This window comes from Clostridium sp. AM25-23AC (assembly GCF_003435125.1).
Classification (GTDB): Bacteria; Bacillota; Clostridia; order Lachnospirales; family Lachnospiraceae; genus Pilosibacter; species Pilosibacter fragilis.
Genome location: NZ_QWGI01000013.1, coordinates 35,687 through 48,803 on the forward strand (window position 1 = coordinate 35,687; position 13,117 = coordinate 48,803).

General features: G+C 47.0%; 19 protein-coding genes. 18 read left to right on the forward strand and 1 reads right to left on the reverse strand.

Translation table 11 applies throughout. The features are described from left to right. Positions 1–157 precede the first annotated feature (157 nt). The 17 genes from rpsH to DW677_RS09470 all read left to right on the forward strand — a co-directional run bounded on the left by rpsH (position 158) and on the right by DW677_RS09470 (position 9,779). Entirely contained in the window at positions 158–559 is a 402-nt protein-coding gene (rpsH, locus tag DW677_RS09395) for a 30S ribosomal protein S8 (protein WP_117470156.1), read from the forward strand. A 165-nt stretch (positions 560–724) separates the two neighbouring features. After that, positions 725–1,267, forward strand: coding sequence for a 50S ribosomal protein L6 (gene rplF / locus DW677_RS09400; protein ID WP_015553833.1), 543 nt, complete (start codon positions 725–727; stop codon positions 1,265–1,267). A gap of 18 nt (positions 1,268–1,285) precedes the next feature. Then, the gene (gene rplR / locus DW677_RS09405) at positions 1,286–1,654 is read left to right on the forward strand and encodes a 50S ribosomal protein L18 (protein ID WP_015553832.1); all 369 of its coding nucleotides are present in this window, start codon (positions 1,286–1,288) and stop codon (positions 1,652–1,654) included. An 18-nt stretch (positions 1,655–1,672) separates the two neighbouring features. Then, entirely contained in the window at positions 1,673–2,182 is a 510-nt protein-coding gene (rpsE, locus tag DW677_RS09410) for a 30S ribosomal protein S5 (RefSeq protein ID WP_015553831.1), read from the forward strand. A gap of 15 nt (positions 2,183–2,197) precedes the next feature. Continuing rightward, positions 2,198–2,380, forward strand: coding sequence for a 50S ribosomal protein L30 (gene rpmD / locus DW677_RS09415; protein ID WP_015553830.1), 183 nt, complete (start codon positions 2,198–2,200; stop codon positions 2,378–2,380). A 26-nt stretch (positions 2,381–2,406) separates the two neighbouring features. Continuing rightward, positions 2,407–2,847, forward strand: coding sequence for a 50S ribosomal protein L15 (rplO, locus tag DW677_RS09420; protein ID WP_015553829.1), 441 nt, complete (start codon positions 2,407–2,409; stop codon positions 2,845–2,847). A gap of 1 nt (position 2,848) precedes the next feature. Then, positions 2,849–4,171, forward strand: coding sequence for a preprotein translocase subunit SecY (gene secY / locus DW677_RS09425; RefSeq protein WP_117470157.1), 1,323 nt, complete (start codon positions 2,849–2,851; stop codon positions 4,169–4,171). 107 nt (positions 4,172–4,278) lie between these two features. After that, complete coding sequence (locus DW677_RS09430) at positions 4,279–4,923, forward strand: adenylate kinase (RefSeq protein WP_117470223.1); 645 nt, start codon at positions 4,279–4,281, stop codon at positions 4,921–4,923. A 4-nt stretch (positions 4,924–4,927) separates the two neighbouring features. After that, positions 4,928–5,692, forward strand: coding sequence for a type I methionyl aminopeptidase (map, locus tag DW677_RS09435; RefSeq protein ID WP_015553827.1), 765 nt, complete (start codon positions 4,928–4,930; stop codon positions 5,690–5,692). 11 nt (positions 5,693–5,703) lie between these two features. After that, entirely contained in the window at positions 5,704–5,877 is a 174-nt protein-coding gene (locus DW677_RS18305) for a hypothetical protein (RefSeq protein ID WP_015553826.1), read from the forward strand. 5 nt (positions 5,878–5,882) lie between these two features. Then, a complete protein-coding gene (gene infA, locus DW677_RS09440; protein ID WP_015553825.1) occupies positions 5,883–6,101 on the forward strand; it encodes a translation initiation factor IF-1 in 219 nt (72 codons plus the stop codon). A gap of 232 nt (positions 6,102–6,333) precedes the next feature. Next, positions 6,334–6,447 (forward strand): 50S ribosomal protein L36, encoded by a 114-nt coding sequence (gene rpmJ, locus DW677_RS09445; protein ID WP_003022746.1) that lies wholly within the window; start codon positions 6,334–6,336, stop codon positions 6,445–6,447. Between the two features lie 108 nt (positions 6,448–6,555). Next, positions 6,556–6,924 (forward strand): 30S ribosomal protein S13, encoded by a 369-nt coding sequence (rpsM, locus tag DW677_RS09450; RefSeq protein ID WP_015553824.1) that lies wholly within the window; start codon positions 6,556–6,558, stop codon positions 6,922–6,924. An 87-nt stretch (positions 6,925–7,011) separates the two neighbouring features. Continuing rightward, positions 7,012–7,413 carry a 30S ribosomal protein S11 gene (rpsK, locus tag DW677_RS09455; protein WP_015553823.1) on the forward strand — a complete coding sequence of 134 codons (402 nt, stop codon included), beginning with the start codon at positions 7,012–7,014 and terminating at the stop codon, positions 7,411–7,413. 15 nt (positions 7,414–7,428) lie between these two features. After that, positions 7,429–8,022 (forward strand): 30S ribosomal protein S4, encoded by a 594-nt coding sequence (gene rpsD / locus DW677_RS09460; protein ID WP_015553822.1) that lies wholly within the window; start codon positions 7,429–7,431, stop codon positions 8,020–8,022. Positions 8,023–8,134: 112 nt separating this feature from the next. Continuing rightward, the gene (locus DW677_RS09465; protein ID WP_117470158.1) at positions 8,135–9,097 is read left to right on the forward strand and encodes a DNA-directed RNA polymerase subunit alpha; all 963 of its coding nucleotides are present in this window, start codon (positions 8,135–8,137) and stop codon (positions 9,095–9,097) included. A 145-nt stretch (positions 9,098–9,242) separates the two neighbouring features. Beyond that, complete coding sequence (locus DW677_RS09470; RefSeq protein WP_015553821.1) at positions 9,243–9,779, forward strand: L17 family ribosomal protein; 537 nt, start codon at positions 9,243–9,245, stop codon at positions 9,777–9,779. Between the two features lie 282 nt (positions 9,780–10,061). Here DW677_RS09470 and DW677_RS09475 read toward each other — a convergent pair whose 3' ends face one another. Continuing rightward, positions 10,062–10,682 carry a DUF4190 domain-containing protein gene (locus tag DW677_RS09475; RefSeq protein ID WP_117470159.1) on the reverse strand — a complete coding sequence of 207 codons (621 nt, stop codon included), beginning with the start codon at positions 10,680–10,682 and terminating at the stop codon, positions 10,062–10,064. Between the two features lie 250 nt (positions 10,683–10,932). Here DW677_RS09475 and DW677_RS09480 point away from each other — a divergent pair, with 250 nt between their 5' ends. Beyond that, the gene (locus tag DW677_RS09480; RefSeq protein ID WP_117567033.1) at positions 10,933–13,083 is read left to right on the forward strand and encodes a Tex family protein; all 2,151 of its coding nucleotides are present in this window, start codon (positions 10,933–10,935) and stop codon (positions 13,081–13,083) included. The last annotated feature ends 34 nt before the right edge of the window (positions 13,084–13,117 follow it).

Sequence of the window (13,117 nt, forward strand, 5' to 3'; positions counted from 1 at the left end):
CCGTTCTTCGACCACAGGGAAAAGAACTTCCCTATACATCGTAACAACGCCTATAAGGAAAACTTGTTTTCCCCAGGCCGAACAACACTCCTGTGCAGCGCGAATGATTCGCGAACCACAGTGACAAACCAACAATCCATTAGGAGGAAATATAATCATGACAATGAGCGATCCGATTGCAGATATGCTTACAAGAATTCGTAACGCAAACACTGCTAAACATGATACAGTAGATGTTCCGGCTTCCAAGATGAAATTAGCTATCGCTGATATCCTTGTAAGAGAAGGCTACATCAAGAAATATGACATCGTTGAGGACGGTGCATTCCAGACAATCCGCATCTCCTTAAAGTATGGCGCTGACAAGAACGAGAAGATCATCTCCGGAATCAAGAAGATCTCCAAGCCGGGCTTACGTGTATACGCTGGCAAGGAAGATATGCCGAAGGTACTTGGCGGACTTGGTATCGCTATCGTATCCACAAACCAGGGCGTAATCACTGACAAGCAGGCTAGACAGCTTGGTGTCGGCGGCGAAGTTCTTGCATTTGTTTGGTAATTATTCCCATTGATGTTATCGCACCCCGCCTGCAAAGCTGAACATTGATCCAGCAGGGCGGAGTTTGCGTGCGTCTGGAGGCAACTTCAGACCAGATATAACATAGAAACTGAAAACAGAAAGTGTAAAAGCACTTTCCGAGAATCTAAGTAGGAGGTAAAAGGCATGTCACGTATTGGTAGAATGCCGGTAGCGATTCCAGCAGGCGTAACTGTAACAATCGCAGAGAACAACAATGTGACCGTTAAAGGTCCGAAGGGAACACTGGTAAGAGATTTACCGGTAGAGATGGAAATCAAAGAAGAAGATGGACACATCGTCGTAACAAGACCGAACGATTTAAAGAAGATGAAATCTTTACACGGTCTTACAAGAACGCTAATCCATAACATGATCCAGGGTGTTACTGAAGGCTACGAGAAGAAGCTTGAGGTAAACGGTGTTGGTTACAGAGCTCAGAAGCAGGGCAAGAAGCTCACACTTTCCCTTGGTTACTCCCATCCGGTAGAGATGGAAGATCCGGAAGGTATCGAGACTGTTCTTGATGGACAGAACATCATCATCGTTAAGGGCATCAGCAAAGAGAAAGTCGGCCAGTATGCAGCTGAAATCAGAGAGAAGAGAAGACCGGAGCCGTATAAGGGCAAAGGTATCAAGTACGCTGATGAGGTTATCAGACGCAAAGTTGGTAAGACTGGTAAGAAATAATTTAAGGAGAGTGTAAAAATGGTTAGCAAGCAGTCAAGAAGCGAAATCCGCAGAAAAAAACACTATAGATTACGCAATCGCTTTGCTGGTACAGCAGAGAGACCGCGTTTAGCAGTGTTCAGAAGCAATAATCATATGTATGCTCAGATCATCGACGATTCCGTTGGACATACTTTAGTATCTGCTTCCACTCTTGAGAAAGAGATCAAAGCAGAGTTAGAGAACACAGATACCGTTGATGCAGCTGCATATATCGGAACCGTAGTAGCTAAGAGAGCAATCGAGAAAGGCATCAAAGAGGTCGTTTTCGATAGAGGCGGTTTCATTTATCAGGGTAAGATTCAGGCATTAGCAGATGCAGCCCGTGAGGCTGGTCTCGTATTCTAATAGAGAGGAGAAAACAGCATGAAGCGTACAATCATTGACGCAAGTCAGTTAGAGTTAAATGACAAAGTTGTTGCCATTAAGCGCGTATCCAAGACTGTTAAAGGTGGACGTACCATGAGATTTTCCGCTCTGGTAGTAGTAGGAGACGGCAATGGTCACGTAGGCGCAGGCCTTGGTAAAGCAGGTGAGGTTCCGGAAGCTATCCGTAAAGGTAAAGAAGCTGCTATGAAGAACCTTGTAGAGATCCCGATGGATGAGAACAAGAGCATCCCGCACGACTTCCTTGGCGAGTTCGGAAGCGCTTCCGTACTGATCAAGAGAGCTCCGGAAGGTACTGGTATCATCGCTGGTGGTCCGGTTCGTTCCGTAGTAGAGCTTGCAGGCATCAAGAACATCCGTACAAAGTCTTTAGGTTCCAACAACAAGACAAACGTAGTTCTCGCAACAATCGAAGGTCTTACAAAGTTAAAGACTCCAGAAGAGGTTGCTAAGAACCGCGGCAAATCTGTTGAAGACGTTGTTTGCTAATAGGAGGATAATAAAATGGCAGAGAAGTTAAAAATCACATTAGTAAAATCCCCTATCGGCGCTGTTCCGAAGCAGAGAGCGACAATCGAAGCACTTGGTTTAAAGAAGATGCACAAGACTGTCGAGATGCCGGATAATGGTGCAGTTAGAGGCATGATCCAGAATGTCAGACATCTGGTTAAAGTTGAAGAAATCTAATTGATATAAAGTAAGGAGGTGCAGTGATGAACTTATCTAATTTACATCCTGCTGAAGGATCTAAGCATAGTGATAGTTTCAGAAGAGGTCGTGGCCACGCTTCTGGAAATGGTAAGACAGCTGGTAAGGGACATAAGGGCCAGAAGGCACGTTCCGGCGCACCGAGACCTGGTTTCGAGGGCGGCCAGATGCCGTTATACAGACGTCTTCCGAAGAGAGGATTTACAAACATCAACTCCAAGGAGATCGTTGGAATTAATGTAAGTGTATTAGAGAGATTTGAGAATGACTCCGTAGTATCCGTTGAGACATTACTGGAGACAGGTGTGATCAAAAACCCGCAGGACGGCGTTAAGATTCTTGGTAACGGAGAGTTAACAAAGAAACTTGTCGTTAAAGCCAATGCTTTCAGTGAAGGCGCAAAAGCTAAAATTGAGGCAGTAGGTGGAACCTGCGAGGTGATCTAATATGTTAAAATCCTTACAGAAAGCATTTAAGGTGAAAGAAGTCCGCGACAGACTTCTTTACACCTTTATGATGCTTGTAGTCATCCGAATCGGCTGCTGTCTTCCGATACCGGGCGTTGATCCGAGCTATCTGCATGATTTCTTTTCAAATCTGCAGAACTCTGGAATGGGATTCTTTAATGCGATCACAGGAGGATCTTTCTCCTCCATGTCTATCTTCGCATTGAGTATCACCCCGTATATCACATCTTCCATCATTATGCAGTTACTCACAATTGCAATTCCGAAGCTTGAGGAAATGCAGAAGGACGGTGAGGATGGAAGAAAGAAGATTGCAGAGTACACCAGATATCTTACCGTCGGCCTGGCTCTCTTTGAGTCCTGCGCAATGGCAGTTGGCCTTGGCGGAAAGGGACTTCTTCTCGAAGACCACCGTAACATCTGGGGATATCTTACGGTCGTAGCCGCTATGACCGCAGGTTCCGCTCTTCTGATGTGGATTGGCGAGAGGATTACAGACAATGGAGTAGGAAACGGTATTTCCATCGTACTTCTGATCAATATCGTATCTGGTACTCCGCAGGATATGATGACATTATATGAGCGCTTTATGGCAGGCAGATCAGTTGCAGTCGCAACTGTATCAGGCATCATTGTACTGGCAATTATCGTTGCGATCGTTGTCTTTGTCCTCGTTTTAAACGATGCAGAGCGCCGGATCCCGGTACAGTACAGCAAGAAGATGCAGGGCCGCAGAATGATCGGCGGACAGTCTACCTACATTCCGTTGAAGGTAAACACCGCGAACGTTATTCCGGTCATCTTCGCTTCTTCCATCATGTCAATGCCGGTTATGATCGCTCAGTTCTTCCACGTTGATTATTCAACCATCGGTGGAAAGATCCTGTTAGCGTTGAGCTCATCCAACTGGTTTAAACCGGAAGCTCCGGCTTACTCCATTGGTATGCTCGTATATATCGTATTAGTCGTACTGTTCGCGTATTTCTATACGTCCATTACGTTTAACCCGCTGGAAGTTGCTAATAATATGAAGAAGTCCGGCGGCTTTATCCCGGGCATCCGCCCAGGTAAGCCAACCTCAGACTACCTCAACAATATCTTAAACTATATTGTATTTATCGGTGCCTGCGGATTGGTGATCGTGTGCATTATCCCGATCATCGCATCCGGTCTCTTCTCTGTCGGCAATCTTTCCTTCGGCGGCACATCCCTGATCATTATTGCAGGTGTAATCCTCGAGACGATCAAGGCTGTGGAGTCTATGATGCTTGTAAGAAATTACAAGGGATTCTTAAATGATTGATCAAATAGAGAAATAGCAGCAGCTGCGTGCTGAAAATCGGAGCGGGCGGAAAGATGCTTTTCGCCCGCTTTTTCGGTTTTTTAGGACGAGTGGAGGAAATTACAATTATGAAAATCATTATGTTGGGCGCACCGGGAGCCGGAAAAGGCACCCAGGCACAGAGAATCGCGGAAAAGTACGGAATCCCGCACATTTCCACCGGAGACATCTTCCGGGCAAACATTAAGAACGGAACAGAGCTTGGCAAGAAGGCAAAAGCATTCATGGACCAGGGACTTCTTGTTCCGGACGAACTGACGGTTGATCTTGTTATGGACAGAATCAGCCAGCCGGACTGCGAAAAGGGATACATTCTCGATGGTTTCCCGCGTACGATCCCGCAGGCAGAGGCCCTCACAGAGGCTCTTGCCAAAAAGGGAGAGGCGATCGATTTCGCGATCGATGTTGACGTACCGGACGAAAAGATCGTTACCCGTATGGCAGGCCGCCGTGCATGCGTAAAGTGCGGAATGACTTATCACATCGTATATGCTGCTCCGAAGAAGGAAGGCATCTGCGACAAGTGCGGCGCTGAACTCATTTTAAGAGACGATGATAAGCCGGAGACTGTTACAAAACGTCTTTCTGTTTATCATGAGCAGACGCGCCCGCTCATCAGCTTCTATGCGGATAAGCACGTTCTCTACACCGTAGACGGAACGCAGAATATGGAACAGGTATTTGAGGCTATCACAAAGATTTTAGGAGCTTAAAATAATGGCAGTAACAATTAAATCGCCGAGAGAGATCGAACTGATGCGAAAAGCCGGAGAAATTCTGGCGCAGGTGCACGAGGAGCTGCATGCAGCTGTTCACCCGGGAATGTCCACTCTGGACATCGATAAGCTGGGAGAGCGTCTGATCCGCAGCCATGGATGTATTCCTTCCTTTAAAAATTACAATGGATATCCTGCATCCATCTGCGTGTCCGTAAATGATGAGATCGTACATGGAATCCCGAATAAGCACCGTATTTTAAAGGATGGCGATATCGTCAGCCTTGATGCGGGGACGATCTATAAGGGATACCATTCCGACGCAGCCCGCACCTGGGCAGTAGGAAACGTCTCCCCGGAAGCACAGAAACTGATGGATGTCACAAAACAGTGCTTTTACGAAGGTATTAAATTTGCGAAAGCAGGCAATCATCTGAATGATATCTCCACGGCAATCCAGGCATACGCCGAAAAATTCGGCTATGGCGTTGTCCGCGAGTTGGTTGGACATGGAATTGGTACCCACCTTCATGAAGATCCGGAGGTCCCGAACTTTGCGACAAAGAGAAGGGGAATCCTTTTACAGCCGGGTATGACTCTGGCCATTGAACCGATGATCAATGCCGGCACACCGGATGTAATCTGGATGGACGATGACTGGACCGTTGTTACAGCAGATCATGCCCTGTCCGCTCACTATGAGAATACGATCCTCATCACTGAGGGCGAGCCGGAGATCCTTTCCCTGCGCCCGGGCCTTGAATAGGAGGGTCCAGCATGGAAATGACCCCGGGATTCCTGGCAAGATCGATTGCCGGAAATGACAAGGATAAAATTTATGTCATATCGGAGGATCTTGGAACATACGTTTCTCTGCTTGCAGAAAACGGCCGGGTCCTCCGGAAAAATAAAAAGCATGTCCAGATCATTAAGAAACGAAACAGGAGGTAAATTTTATGTCTAAGGCTGACGTAATCGAAATCGAAGGCGTCGTTGTTGAGAAGCTGCCGAACGCTATGTTCCAGGTTGAACTTGAGAATGGTCACAAGGTATTAGCTACCATCAGTGGAAAACTGCGTATGAACTACATCCGTATTCTTCCGGGTGATAAGGTAACATTAGAGATGTCCCCTTACGATTTATCCAAGGGACGTATTATTTGGAGAGATAAATAGTATCCTTGACAAAGGGCTAAAAAAGTTGAAGAAAACCAATAAAAACGCTTGATTTTCCGGCAAGGAAGTGTTATAATGCTCAAGCGAACTTTGTTGGAACGCTTGTATTATGCCCATTTTCAGGTGCTTTTTATACAGGTATAGCAACCCGTAATGCCGTTCCCAGATGGCACGGAATCGGTGTGTTTCCGGCAGTAAAGGGAAGCGGACTACGAAGGAAAGGAGAATTACTGTGAAAGTAAGATCATCAGTAAAACCGATTTGCGAGAAGTGCAAGGTTATTAAGAGAAAAGGCAGTATCAGAATTATCTGTGAAAATCCTAAGCACAAACAGAGACAGGGCTGATGCCGCAATTTGCCTGTATTTTTTCGCGCGGCTTTGACATGAAACGCGAGAGTGCGTTGTTGTGTCGGCAATAACTATTTCTACAATATTTAAATGGAGGTACCACTCATGGCTCGTATTTCAGGTGTTGATTTACCAAGGGAAAAACGTGTCGAAATCGGCTTAACTTATATCTACGGTATCGGTAGAGCAAGTGCAGACCGTATTCTTGCTGCGGCTGGTGTAAATCCTGACACACGTGTAAAGGATTTAACCGATGACGAAGTAAAGAACATTGCAGCAGTAATCGCTGAGACTCAGACTGTTGAAGGTGACTTACGTCGTGAGATCGCTTTAAACATCAAGAGACTTCAGGAGATCGGATGCTACAGAGGTATTCGTCACAGAAAGAGTCTTCCTTGCCGTGGTCAGAAGACCAAGACAAACGCAAGAACATGCAAGGGTCCGAGAAAGACTGTTGCAAACAAGAAGAAATAATTATCAGTAACAAATGTTTTGAATCACGTTGCATGTTTTAAAGACAGGAAACAGGGTTCAGTAAATGAGAAAGTAGGTTAGTTTAAAATGGCTAAAAAAGTGTCCACTGCTAAAAAAGTGACAAAAAAGCGTGTAAAGAAAAACGTTGAACGCGGACAGGCGCACATCCAGTCATCTTTTAACAACACAATCGTGACATTAACAGATGCACAGGGTAATGCCTTATCTTGGGCAAGTGCAGGCGGTCTGGGATTTAGAGGTTCAAGGAAATCTACTCCATATGCAGCACAGATGGCTGCAGAAACTGCAACTAAGGCAGCTCTTGTACATGGTTTAAAATCCGTAGACGTTATGGTTAAAGGACCGGGATCTGGCCGTGAGGCTGCTATCCGTGCCCTTCAGGCATGTGGTCTTGAAGTAACAAGCATTAAGGACGTAACACCGGTTCCGCACAACGGATGCCGTCCGCCAAAGCGTAGAAGAGTCTAATTAGGAGGAAGTAAAATGGCAGTTGATAGAGTTCCTGTTCTTAAAAGATGCAGATCCCTTGACCTTGATCCCATTTATTTAGGAATAGATAAAAAATCCAACAGAGAATCTAAAAGAGCAAACAAGAAGATCAGTGAGTATGGTCTTCAGTTAAGAGAAAAACAGAAAGCTAAGTTCATCTATGGCGTTCTGGAGAAGCCGTTCCGTAACTACTACGATAAGGCTGAGCGTTTAAACGGACAGACAGGTGAAAACCTTATGATCCTTCTTGAGCGCAGACTTGACAACGTTATCTTCCGTCTTGGTTTCGCAAGAACAAGAAAGGAAGCAAGACAGATCGTTGACCACAAGCACGTTCTTGTAAACGGCAAGTGCGTAAACATCCCGTCCTACCTTGTAAAGGCTGGAGATGTTGTTGAGATCAGAGAAAAGAACAAAGGCGACAACCACTACAAGCTGGTTCTCGAGACCACAGCTGGCCGTCTTGTTCCGGCATGGTTAGAGTCTGACCATGAGAACTTAAAGGGCGAGATCAAAACTCTTCCGACAAGAGAAGAGATCGACGTTCCTGTAAACGAGATGCTCATCGTCGAGTTATACTCCAAATAATTCACCGGAGCGGTTTTTACAAAGTATCTGGCCATTTCCGGCCGGATGCTTTGTGTTCTAAAAGAACGCTTCGTGGCATTTGTCAAAGCATACCCAAAAGGAGGGGCTTTTTGTGTTCGATTTTGAGAAACCAAACATTGAGATTGCTGAGATTTCCGAAGATAAAAGATACGGAAAGTTTGTCGTAGAACCGCTTGAGAGGGGTTACGGCACAACTCTGGGAAATTCCCTGAGAAGAATCATGCTTTCTTCTTTACCGGGTTCTGCTGTCAGCCAGGTGAAAATTGATGGTGTACTTCATGAGTTCAGTTCCATCGCCGGCGTTAAGGAAGATGTAACTGAGATCATCATGAACATCAAGAGCTTAGCAATTAAGAACAACAGTGATACAAACGAGCCGAAGACTGCGTACATCGAGTTCGAGGGTGAGGGTGTGATCCACGCTTCTGACATTCAGACAGATGCTGATATCGAGATCCTGAATCCGGATCAGGTTATCGCAACCTTAAGCGGCGGCGCAGACAGCAAGTTCTACATGGAACTTACGATCACCAACGGCCGTGGCTACGTAAGCGCTGATAAGAACAAGAGCGACGATCTTCCGATCGGAGTTCTCGCTGTAGATTCCATTTATACACCGGTTGAGCGTGTCAATATGTCTGTTGAGAACACCCGTGTTGGTCAGCAGACAGACTACGATAAGCTCACACTTGAGATCTACACAAACGGAACACTGGATCCGGACGAGGCAGTCAGCCTTGCTGCTAAAGTTTTAAGCGAGCATCTGAATCTCTTCATCGACCTCTCTGAGAATGCAAAGACTGCAGAGGTTATGGTTGAAAAGGAGAACAACGAGAAAGAAAAAGTTCTTGAGATGAACATCGACGAGCTGGAGTTATCCGTTCGTTCCTACAACTGTCTCAAGAGAGCAGGTATCAATACCGTTGAAGAGCTTTGCAGCCGCACTTCTGAGGATATGATGAAGGTTAGAAACCTTGGTCGCAAGTCCCTCGAGGAAGTACTTGCAAAGTTAAAAGAACTGGGCTTACAGCTCAATTCCAGTGACGAACAGTAAATTTTGGTTGTGATACATTCACCCGGAAGGTAAGTCCGAAGGGCGCAGAAGGGGCGTAGAGCGACTCATTATGGAGAAAAAGGCGGCAGCCCAGTAAGTCCAAAGAAGCGTGGGCGGCTGTTCCACAAATGGAGGAAATTAAATCATGGCAGGTTATAGAAAACTCGGAAGAACTTCCAGTCAGAGAAAAGCATTACTTAGAATCCAGGCTACAAACCTTTTATATCATGGAAAGATCGTTACAACTGAGGCTAGAGCTAAAGAAGTAAGAAAGATCGTTGAGAGCCTGATCGCTCTTGCAGTAAAAGAGAAAGATAACTTCGAGACTGTTAAAGTTACAGCTAAGGTTGCCCGCAAGGACGCTGACGGCAAGAGAGTAAAAGAAGTTGTTGACGGTAAGAAAGTTACTGTATACGACGAAGTTGAGAAGGAAATCAAGAAGGACATGCCGTCCAGACTTCATGCAAGAAGACAGATGGTAAAAGCTCTTTATGACGTAACAGAAGTTCCGACAGCAGCAGCTGGTAAGAAGAAAAACACAAAGAAAGTTGATCTTACAAACAAGCTGTTCAACGAGATCGCTCCGAAGTACGCTTCCCGTAACGGTGGTTACACAAGAATCATCAAGATCGGTCAGCGTAAGGGCGACGGTGCTATGGCAGTTCTGATCGAGCTCGTTTAATTCTAATTTAATACGAAATCGTTGAAGACCGGTAGAATACGTGTGAGCGTGTTCTGCCGGTCTTCTTTTGGTGAGTGCAGAGGAAATACAAGCGGCTGCGAAGCAGAGATTTACTTTCCTTGCGCTACTAACGTGCAAACAGCCTGCGAAGCAGGCAATAGAGCGCGTAATCGCGAGTTTGCGAGTGAGCGGGTGGCCAGGTTGAGCGGACTTATAGTACGAAATAAGACCATAGACACTATCTGATAAATAATGTGTCTATGGTCTTTGTGACTTTCGTGTTTAGTTTATTCCGAGCTGTCGCTGGAACTGCTCAAAGAACTCGTTGAATGCCGCGGCGTTTGCCGGGTCTTTCATTAAGTTTGTGATGGTGAGTACATAGAAGAACTCGCCGATGCCGAGAAGAATGGCGATAACGCCGAGGATGATTCCGGCTGCTGCGGTGCCTCTGAAGGGCTGGCCTTTTTTGGAGATGATGGCGAAGCAGACTGCCCCGACGCCGCAGATGATAGCGACCGGGAAGGCGAAGCAGCAGAGCGTTAAGAGAGCGAAGATCCCGCTGATCAGGGAGATCGTCGCGAAGGAGTTCTTTTCGCGTCTCGGGCGCTGCGGCTGGTTCTGCCAGTAGGGCGGTTGTCCGTTATTGTACTGATTCTGCCAATACGGCGGCTGTCCGTTCTGCGGTGGGAACTGTCCGCTGTTCTGCTGATTCTGCCAGTATGGATTCTGTCCAGGATTCTGAGGCGGGATCTGTCCGTCATTCTGTGGATTCTGCCAGTATGGATCCTGTCCGTTATTCTGAGGCGGGATCGGCTGTCCGTTCTGTGGATTCTGATCTGCAGCCTGTGTTTCCTGGTTCATATCTTTATATTCAGATGAATTCTGATCTTCGTAATCTGCCATGAAAATTCCTCCTGTTGTAATTCTGCGGCGCTGCCGCCAAAATGCTCATAGCACTGTTCCCTGATAAAAAAGGCTGGTCAGCTCCTCGATGTTTAAGAAAAATAATACGGAACAGTTATCGTATAGTTTAACATGAAACGCCGTCCATGTCCACATTTAAGTTGCATAAGAGCATGGATTGAATTATAATGGAGAATGACATCTCCGGCGGCTTTATGCTTTCCGGGGTAGAACTAGAAGGAGAAAGAACATGGACATTTTAGGCGTACTGACTGCGGAATTGGGAGTGAAAATGAGCCAGGTCGAGGCGGCTGTGAAGCTCATTGACGAGGGAAACACGATTCCGTTTATTGCCAGATACCGGAAGGAAGTAACCGGTTCCTTAAACGATGAGGTATTAAGAAACCTGGATGAACGATTAAAATATCTGAGAGGTCTTGAAGACCGCAAGACTCAGATCCTCGCATCGATCGAGGATCAGGGAAAACTGACGGCTGATTTAAAGAAGAAGATCGAGGAAGCCGAGACTATGGTGGCGGTGGAGGATTTATACCTGCCGTTCCGCCCGAAGAGAAAGACAAGAGCCAGCATGGCGAAGGAGAGAGGCCTGGAGCCGCTGGCCGATACGATCCTGCTGCAGGTGACAAAAGAACCGATTGAAACACTGGCTGCCCAGTATGTCTCCGAGGAAAAAGGCGTTGCAGACGCGAAAGCGGCCATTGACGGCGCAAAGGATATCCTTGCGGAGCGCATCTCCGAGGTGGCAAAATACCGTGCATACATCCGCAATGTGACAAAAGAGGAAGGTTCTATCGTCTCCGCGGCGAAGGACGAGAAGACAGAGTCCGTTTACGAGATGTACTATCATCACGAGGAGCTTGTAAGAAAGTGCGCTGGACACAGGATTCTCGCCTTAAACCGCGGTGAGAAGGAAAAGATCCTGACTGTAAAGATCGCGGCTCCGGAGGAGAAGATCTTACGCTACTTAAATAAGATGGTCATCACCAGAGAGAACCCGGTGACAACTCCGGTCTTACAGGAAGTGATCGCAGACAGCTACAACCGTCTCATCGCCCCGGCAATTGAGCGTGAGGTGAGAAATCTCATGACCGAGAAGGCGGAGGACGGTGCCATCAAGATCTTCGGAAAGAACTTAGAGCAGCTTCTCATGCAGCCTCCGATCGCAGGCCGCGTGGTATTGGGATGGGATCCGGCGTTCCGTACCGGCTGTAAGTTAGCAGTCGTTGACGCCACAGGAAAAGTCCTGGATACCGTGGTCATCTACCCGACCGCACCGCAGAACAAGGTGGAGGACGCGAAGAAGACCTTAAAAAAGCTCATCGAGAAATACAAGATCTCCCTGATCTCCGTCGGAAATGGAACGGCTTCCAGAGAGTCCGAGCAGATCATCGCGGAGTTTATCAAGGAGATCCCGGAACACGTCCAGTACGTGATCGTAAATGAGGCAGGAGCTTCCGTATATTCTGCCAGCAAGCTTGCCACAGAGGAATTCCCGAAATTCGACGTGGGACAGAGAAGTGCCGTCTCCATCGCACGACGTCTCCAGGACCCGCTTGCGGAGCTCGTAAAAATCGATCCGAAGTCCATCGGTGTCGGCCAGTATCAGCATGATATGAACCAGAAACATCTGAGCGAGGCTCTTGGAAACGTTGTTGAGGACTGCGTAAATAAGGTGGGTGTCGACTTAAATACGGCGTCCGCATCTCTTTTAGAGTATATTTCCGGTATCTCCAAGGTGATCGCGAAGAACATCGTCGCATACCGTGAGGAGAACGGCGCGTTTACGAACCGCCGCCAGCTCTTAAAGGTCGCAAAGCTTGGCCCGAAGGCATTTGAGCAGTGTGCCGGATTTATGAGAATTGCAGGCGGGGACAATCCGCTTGACGGAACCTCTGTACATCCGGAGTCTTATAAGGCAGCGCTGGAGTTATTAAAGCGTGCAAAGATTGAACCGGAGGAGATCGCGAAGGGCGGCGCGGCCGGAATCAGCAAAAAGATCACAGATTACAAGAAACTTTCCGAGGAGCTTGAAGTCGGTGAGGAGACCTTAAAGGATATTGTGAAAGAGTTGGAAAAACCGGCCCGCGACCCGCGTGAGGAGATGCAGAAGCCGGTCTTAAGGACCGATGTCCTTGATATGAAGGATTTAAAGCCGGGAATGATCTTGAAGGGAACTGTAAGAAACGTCATCGATTTCGGTGCTTTCGTGGATATCGGTGTCCATCAGGATGGTCTGGTGCATATTTCCCAGCTTTCCAGGAAGTACATCAAGCATCCGCTTGAGGCGGTCAGCGTAGGGGATATCGTTGAGGTGAAGGTTCTCGGAGTGGATATGGCGAAGAAGAGGATTTCCTTATCTATGATATTGGATGAGGAATAAATTTTAAACTATCGATACGAAGGAACGTTTAGTT

Bases quoted from the DNA above. Each gene is read 5' to 3' on its own strand.
- rpsH (WP_117470156.1), top strand. From the start codon at position 158: ATGACAATGAGCGATCCGATTGCAGATATGCTTACAAGAATTCGTAAC.
- rplF (WP_015553833.1), top strand. From the start codon at position 725: ATGTCACGTATTGGTAGAATGCCGGTAGCGATTCCAGCAGGCGTAACT.
- rplR (WP_015553832.1), top strand. From the start codon at position 1,286: ATGGTTAGCAAGCAGTCAAGAAGCGAAATCCGCAGAAAAAAACACTAT.
- rpsE (WP_015553831.1), top strand. From the start codon at position 1,673: ATGAAGCGTACAATCATTGACGCAAGTCAGTTAGAGTTAAATGACAAA.
- rpmD (WP_015553830.1), top strand. From the start codon at position 2,198: ATGGCAGAGAAGTTAAAAATCACATTAGTAAAATCCCCTATCGGCGCT.
- rplO (WP_015553829.1), top strand. From the start codon at position 2,407: ATGAACTTATCTAATTTACATCCTGCTGAAGGATCTAAGCATAGTGAT.
- secY (WP_117470157.1), top strand. From the start codon at position 2,849: ATGTTAAAATCCTTACAGAAAGCATTTAAGGTGAAAGAAGTCCGCGAC.
- DW677_RS09430 (WP_117470223.1), top strand. From the start codon at position 4,279: ATGAAAATCATTATGTTGGGCGCACCGGGAGCCGGAAAAGGCACCCAG.
- map (WP_015553827.1), top strand. From the start codon at position 4,928: ATGGCAGTAACAATTAAATCGCCGAGAGAGATCGAACTGATGCGAAAA.
- DW677_RS18305 (WP_015553826.1), top strand. From the start codon at position 5,704: ATGGAAATGACCCCGGGATTCCTGGCAAGATCGATTGCCGGAAATGAC.
- infA (WP_015553825.1), top strand. From the start codon at position 5,883: ATGTCTAAGGCTGACGTAATCGAAATCGAAGGCGTCGTTGTTGAGAAG.
- rpsM (WP_015553824.1), top strand. From the start codon at position 6,556: ATGGCTCGTATTTCAGGTGTTGATTTACCAAGGGAAAAACGTGTCGAA.
- rpsK (WP_015553823.1), top strand. From the start codon at position 7,012: ATGGCTAAAAAAGTGTCCACTGCTAAAAAAGTGACAAAAAAGCGTGTA.
- rpsD (WP_015553822.1), top strand. From the start codon at position 7,429: ATGGCAGTTGATAGAGTTCCTGTTCTTAAAAGATGCAGATCCCTTGAC.
- DW677_RS09470 (WP_015553821.1), top strand. From the start codon at position 9,243: ATGGCAGGTTATAGAAAACTCGGAAGAACTTCCAGTCAGAGAAAAGCA.
- DW677_RS09475 (WP_117470159.1), bottom strand. From the start codon at position 10,682: ATGGCAGATTACGAAGATCAGAATTCATCTGAATATAAAGATATGAAC.
- DW677_RS09480 (WP_117567033.1), top strand. From the start codon at position 10,933: ATGGACATTTTAGGCGTACTGACTGCGGAATTGGGAGTGAAAATGAGC.